The 5629-nt window shown below is 57.7% G+C and carries 7 protein-coding genes; all 7 read right to left on the bottom strand.

What is annotated here, in order from left to right; genetic code table 11:
- The coding region (locus JN12_RS20195; protein ID WP_170242072.1) for a helix-turn-helix domain-containing protein at positions 1-262 on the bottom strand (262 nt) is incomplete at its 3' end.
- Positions 263-336: 74 nt separating this feature from the next.
- Positions 337-615 (bottom strand): hypothetical protein, encoded by a 279-nt coding sequence (locus tag JN12_RS20190; RefSeq protein WP_145026317.1) that lies wholly within the window; start codon positions 613-615, stop codon positions 337-339.
- Between the two features lie 67 nt (positions 616-682).
- Positions 683-2137, bottom strand: a complete 1455-nt coding sequence (locus tag JN12_RS20185) for a histidine kinase (RefSeq protein ID WP_145026314.1) — start codon at positions 2135-2137, stop codon at positions 683-685.
- 574 nt (positions 2138-2711) lie between these two features.
- Positions 2712-3623 (bottom strand): NAD-dependent epimerase/dehydratase family protein, encoded by a 912-nt coding sequence (locus JN12_RS20180; protein ID WP_145026311.1) that lies wholly within the window; start codon positions 3621-3623, stop codon positions 2712-2714.
- 78 nt (positions 3624-3701) lie between these two features.
- Positions 3702-4487, bottom strand: a complete 786-nt coding sequence (locus JN12_RS20175; RefSeq protein ID WP_145026308.1) for an SDR family NAD(P)-dependent oxidoreductase — start codon at positions 4485-4487, stop codon at positions 3702-3704.
- The gene (locus tag JN12_RS20170) at positions 4477-5268 is read right to left on the bottom strand and encodes an SDR family NAD(P)-dependent oxidoreductase (RefSeq protein ID WP_145026305.1); all 792 of its coding nucleotides are present in this window, start codon (positions 5266-5268) and stop codon (positions 4477-4479) included. Before JN12_RS20170 ends, JN12_RS20175 begins: the two co-directional genes overlap by 11 nt.
- Before the next feature lie 43 nt (positions 5269-5311).
- Positions 5312-5629 (bottom strand): ATP-binding cassette domain-containing protein (locus JN12_RS20165; protein ID WP_145026229.1); only part of this gene is annotated, 318 nt, incomplete at its 5' end.

The raw sequence follows: 5629 nt of genomic DNA, 5'->3' as shown, positions 1-5629 counted from the left end.
TCTCCCGCTGTTTCCGCTCAAGTGCAGCTTCGAGGCCATCTTCTACAAAACGCTTCTTCAGGTGTTCAATTGTCCGACTACTCACACCAAGTGCCTCTGCAGTATCAGCAACACTCCAGCCTGGACCATTATCACCGGCATCAGAAAGCAACAAGGCACGGGCGTGGACAAACCGCCTTGCGTGGGTCTTTCCACGCTTGGTTAAGGCTTCAAGATCTTTACGCTCCTGCTCGGTAAGTGTTACTCGGTATCTTGGCGACATGGTGGCCTCCTTGAATGAGTTACGCCAGTATGCCATATACCGCAATTAAACGAAATATTAAATGTTAAGTGGTACTAGTTGCTGCCGCCACTCTCAAGGGTCTCCAGTATTTCACCCGCCTCTTTCAGCTTCTCCTGCAGCTTCTTCAATTCTTCGGCCGAGTAGACCTTTTTACCCTTGCGGATCTCGGTCTGAATCTTCTTTATCCGCTTCTGAATGCTGTCCACTTCAGTCAGACAGCTCTTGGACGCGAGCAGGCACTGGTCTTTCTCCTCCTTGCTCATCTGGGCCAAAGCCGGCATGGTTGCGGAGATCATGAATGCCGTCATGACCACTACTGCTATCTTTTTCATGGGTAACCTCCATTCCTGGGATAGTGCTGCTTGATGCTTCGCTCGGAAACGCCAGCCATGTGTTCTGTCAGAACGCCAGGTTGACCATTACTCTGGCGGTGTACGGATTCTCCGGATCTGCACCGGCTACATCGACGGCCTGTCCCTTGAAGTAATCCCCGAGAAGCATGTAGGCACCGACAAAGCTGACGGACATATTCGGCTTCAGTTTGTAGCCGATCTCGGCATTGATCTCGGTGCCGAGGAAGTTACTCTTGTGAGGCGCAGGCCCATACCCGTTGTCCTCGGCCGCGGCACCGAAACCGAGGTTGGAATAGACGAAGAACTTGTCAATGGTCAGGTCATAGCCGAGGAAACCGCCAATCAGGCCCTGGGCGTTGTTGTTCAGATCCTTCACGACCGCCTGGGCCGCAGTATGATTATACTTGTTGTCCAGCATCAGGACCATCTCGGATGCGGTGAAGCCATGGGCGTTCGTCGTTGCGCCCCGTTCCATGATGGTCTGGAAGTCGTTACGGGTACCGCTGTTCGGATTGTCGTCGCCGGAGATATAGAGAAAGTTTGCCCGCGCAATGCCGGGGCCGGTCTTCACCTTGCCCCCCAGGTTTGCGGCAAAGGCACTGACTCTCTGGCTATTGCCCGCTACGCCGGACCGGCCGAGCTGCCCGAGCTGATACACGACAAAGCCGTCGATCATTGCCGGCCCCATCACGCATTCGGCGTTCGCCCCGAGCATATGGATATTCGTGCGCCCCTGACTGTTGCGCAGGATGTCACTGTAAAGGAGAACGTAATCCGCGCCGACCGTGAAGTCCTTGGTGATGCTGTACTTGCCCCCCATGGTGAGAAAATCGCGGGTCCGGTTGCCCGGCGTGGGGTTGACGACGGACGTTGCGCCGGTGGCGGTTGTGGTCGGGCTACCGCTACCGTTGGCGATATAACTCCCCCCGGTACCCAGTGCGTCATCCAGCCGGAAATAGGCAAACCCGAGCGAGCCGTCCCCCACCTTGGCGTTCACGACCAGGCCGGCTTGGTCATCGTTCAGGATGATTCCCTTGTAGCCCAGATTCCAGAACTGAAGACCCAGCTTCGTGTTGATCGTTGAAGTAGGAGAATAGTCCACATAAACGTTCTTTGTTTCCAGGTTTACCTGATCGGCGCCTATGGCCCCACCATTGTTGCGTGTCGTATTGTTGGAGTTGTATGAGTTGTCCCCCCATCGGGAGTCGATCTCGAAATGGGTTATCAGCTTCAGTTCGTCGTCCACCTTTGCGGTATACAAGATGCGGGCACGCTGCTCGACAAAGGCGTTGGACCCGGGATTCTTCTTGTTGAGCGATCCGGGCTTCGTCGCATCCGCGCTGAATTGGGAACCACCGAAGCCATCATCAAAATTGGAGGCAATCCCCCTCAGCCGGAACATCCCGTGAAACTCGTTCTCCAGCGCTACGGCCGGTACCGCACTGGCTACGGTCAGCGTCGAGAAAACAGCGATTGCCGACAGCTTCATTCTTCTGTTCATAGTTTTCCCCTTGCGTTGTTGATGACCATCAAAAGTTGTGTCCTGCGTGGTAACCAAAATACGTTTGCCACCTCCGTTTCTTGGGAATTGAAGCCCAGCAATATATACGGCACTCCTTGTCGAGTGCGGCTGAACGAAGCACGAACAAGATCAAAACGACTGGCCCAATCTTGAGACACAACACGACCGCAGGCATAATGCCTACCAGAATAGACGTACAGACCAACTGTTTTATATGTGTCTACACATGTATACATTGTTTGTCAATATAAAAATGTTTTACTCAAACACAACCACAAAAACACTGACACGTCACTTACTCATCAACCGGCCAGCCGGGGCGAGTTACCTCCTCTAATGAATAACTCACCGTTCTGACCGGGGGCGATCAAGAACGCGAAATTCTCGAATACCAATCGGACCACAGTAACGGTCTGCGGACGTCACGACTAACACGAGCCACACCGCTCCATTGACTGACCAGCCAACCATACGCTACAAATAACACCTATTACCGAAACAGGGACTGCTGTTACCCTTTGCTGTCAGGTAATTTCCGCGCACCTTCGCTGAATCAGCCGCTTTGGAGCTCCTTGCCAGACGCGCGATAATGTTCGATCGTCGCCCCTATACCGTCCGCCAGTGCTGTTCGCGGCAGGCCGGCAAACAGTTCATGGAGATCGTCTGCCGCTATCTTGCTGGCAATCGGCAGAGGTGCGCCCCCGGCCGTCAGGACAGCCTCCGGCACCAGGCGCTTGATCGCGGTTATCACGTCATCGACAGATGCAACCTCACCGACGAGGTTGAAGACATTGGCCCCCGGTACGTTTGTCAGCAGTGCGGCCTCAAAGGCTGCGGCGACATCGTCCACATAGACATACCCGGCAATGCCGGTATACGGTACGGTATAGGCTTCTCCCCGTGCCGCGGCGCGGCAGGCAAGCGAAGGCCCGGCGGACAGGCCGGTCTCACGGCCCGGACCATAGATGACAAACGGTCGAAAGCCAACCGACGGGAAACCATGATCTTCCCAATACGCCCGTGCCGCCCCCTCGGTGGCGAGTTTGAGGGCGCCGTAATGGGTCACCGGCCGCGGCACCTGTCCATCTTCAGGGCCGAAGACACCGGCCGTGCTGGAATAGACCACCTTTTCAAAACCGTTGCGGATGCCGACCTCAAACAGGTTCAACGTCCCGATCAGGTTTATCTCTGCGCCTCTGACGGGATTGTCCCGGCAGGCCGGCAACAGAACTCCGGCAAGATGTACGGCGGCCTGACAACCTTCCGCCGCCAGTGACAGATCGGGCATCCTGCTCACATCACCTACGTGCCAATCCAGTTCGTCAGCCTGTTGGCCGACAATCTCCCGCATGATCGTCCGGTTTGAACTGATATCGAAGACCCGCACGTCAATCCCTTTTTGCAACAGGCGCCGCACGATCCAGGCACCGATAAAACCGCTGCCGCCGGTGACAAGTACTTTCATGACAACGTCCTTTCGCTGCGCGGGCACCGGAAAGCGCTCCCTGCGCGGGGATTTGGCCGGATGTCAATCATGGTGACCTCAACTCCCCGAACGGGGACGACCGACGATATGGGTATGAATGGAGTCGAGCAGGCCGCCGTCGGCAAGGATGTTCTGGCCGGTGATGAAGCCGGCATCACGGCTCAACAGAAAGGCGACAATCCCCGCCATGTCGGCATCCGCTTCGGCAATGCGGTGCATCGGAATCAGCGCCTCCCTCGCCGCCTTGGCCTCGGGCGAGTCATAGATTGACTGGGTCAGAGGGGTCCGCACCAGGCCGGGCGAGACACAGTTGACCCGGATCCCTTCCGGTGCCCACTCCTGGGCGAGCTGTCGGATCAGCATGATAAGGGCTGACTTGCTCGGGCTATAGGCGCCCATGCCCGAATACGGCTGCACGCCCGACATGGAGGCGACGGAGACGAAGGCACCCCCTTCCCGTTTCAACCAGGGATGGGCCGCCACCGCGAGCTGCCAGGGTGCGCGCACATTAACCGAAAAGATGAGGTCCCAGTCGGCTACAGCAAGAGTATCAAGCATCCCCGGGCGGGCGATGCCGGCATTGCTCACCACGCCGTCGAGCCCTCCCAGGGCCTCCGCTGCCTCGTTCACGAGTCGAGCAGGAACCGCCGGATCGGACAGATCTCCCAACAGCGGAAACGCCTTGACACCCAGACCACGGAGCTCCCCGACCAGTCCTTCCAGCTCACCTGCATGTGACGACCCGCAGGCGGCAATATTCGCCCCTGAGGCTGCCAGACGTAAGCATATTGCGCGCCCTATTCCCCGGCTCGCCCCGGTCACCAGGATTCGTTCAGCTGACATGCGGACCTCCCGTATTAAAGGTTGGTGGAAATCGCATCCCACCATCGAGCCTGATCGTTTCCCCATTCAACATGCTGTTCTCGGCAATATGCACCACAAGTTGCCCATATTCCTCGGTCGTACCGAATCGTCTGGGGAACACGAAATTGGAAGCGACGCCTGCGCGGACATACTCGGGGAGACCTCCTATCATGGGGGTATCGAAATAGCCGGGAGCAACACTGTTTACCCGGATGCCGTATTCTGCAAGCTCCCGGGCGGCGGGAAGGGTAAGGGAGACCACTCCCCCCTTGGATGCCGAATAACCGCACATGCCGATCTGGCCATCGTACGCTGCAACCGATGCGGTCATGATGGCAAGCCCCCGCTCACCCTGCGCCAGCGGCTCAAGTTCCGTCATCTGCTCCGCAACAAGGCTGAGCATGTTGAGTGTGCCATTGAGATTGATGCGGATTACCCGTTCAAATGCTTTAAAGCGTGCATCGGCTTCGTCGCCCACCAGGGAAACCCGTCCGATCGTAATGCCGGCGCAGTTAACCAGGATACGGGGCAGACCGTTGTGCTCGGCGGCCAACGCCAGAGCTCCCCTGGCGCCGACCGGGTCCGACACGTCGCAATAAGCGGCAAAACCGCCAGTCTCTTCGGCTACCGACGTGGCGCCGGCCATGTTCGCATCCAGGATGGCAACCTTTGCGCCCTCCCGTGCCAGTGCCCTGGCTGCAGCAGCACCAAGCCCTGAACCTCCGCCCGTCACAATCGCCGCAACTCCCGAAATATTCATCTCATCTCCCCCGGCGTCAGGCATCACCAAGACCGCATTTGCTTCAGACCCCGAGATACCCCTCGCGGACCTTGTCGTTGTTCAGAAGCTCAACACCGGCTCCCTCCAGGATGGTCCGCCCGCCTTCCAGCACGTAGGCACGGTTCGACATCTCAAGCGCCACCAGCGCGTTCTGCTCCACCAACAGTACCGTGAGACCTTTCTGTTTGTTCAGCTCCACCAGGACCTTGCATACCTGTTCGACGATCATCGGGGCGAGCCCCAGCGACGGTTCGTCCGTAAGCATGATCTTCGGCTGCCCCATTAAGGCCCGCGCGATGGCGACCATCTGCTGCTGGCCCCCGCTTAAGGTCCCTGCCAG

Source organism: Geobacter argillaceus, from assembly GCF_007830735.1.
GTDB classification, from domain to species: domain Bacteria; phylum Desulfobacterota; class Desulfuromonadia; order Geobacterales; family DSM-12255; genus Geomobilibacter; species Geomobilibacter argillaceus.
The sequence above is the reverse complement of the archived record's forward strand: the minus strand, read 5'-3'. Positions and strand labels throughout refer to the sequence as shown.

Coding starts and splice junctions, on each gene's coding strand:
- JN12_RS20170 (WP_145026305.1), bottom strand. CDS start 5,268: ATGAATATTTCGGGAGTTGCGGCGATTGTGACGGGCGGAGGTTCAGGG.
- JN12_RS20190 (WP_145026317.1), bottom strand. CDS start 615: ATGAAAAAGATAGCAGTAGTGGTCATGACGGCATTCATGATCTCCGCA.
- JN12_RS20175 (WP_145026308.1), bottom strand. CDS start 4,487: ATGTCAGCTGAACGAATCCTGGTGACCGGGGCGAGCCGGGGAATAGGG.
- JN12_RS20180 (WP_145026311.1), bottom strand. CDS start 3,623: ATGAAAGTACTTGTCACCGGCGGCAGCGGTTTTATCGGTGCCTGGATC.
- JN12_RS20185 (WP_145026314.1), bottom strand. CDS start 2,137: ATGAACAGAAGAATGAAGCTGTCGGCAATCGCTGTTTTCTCGACGCTG.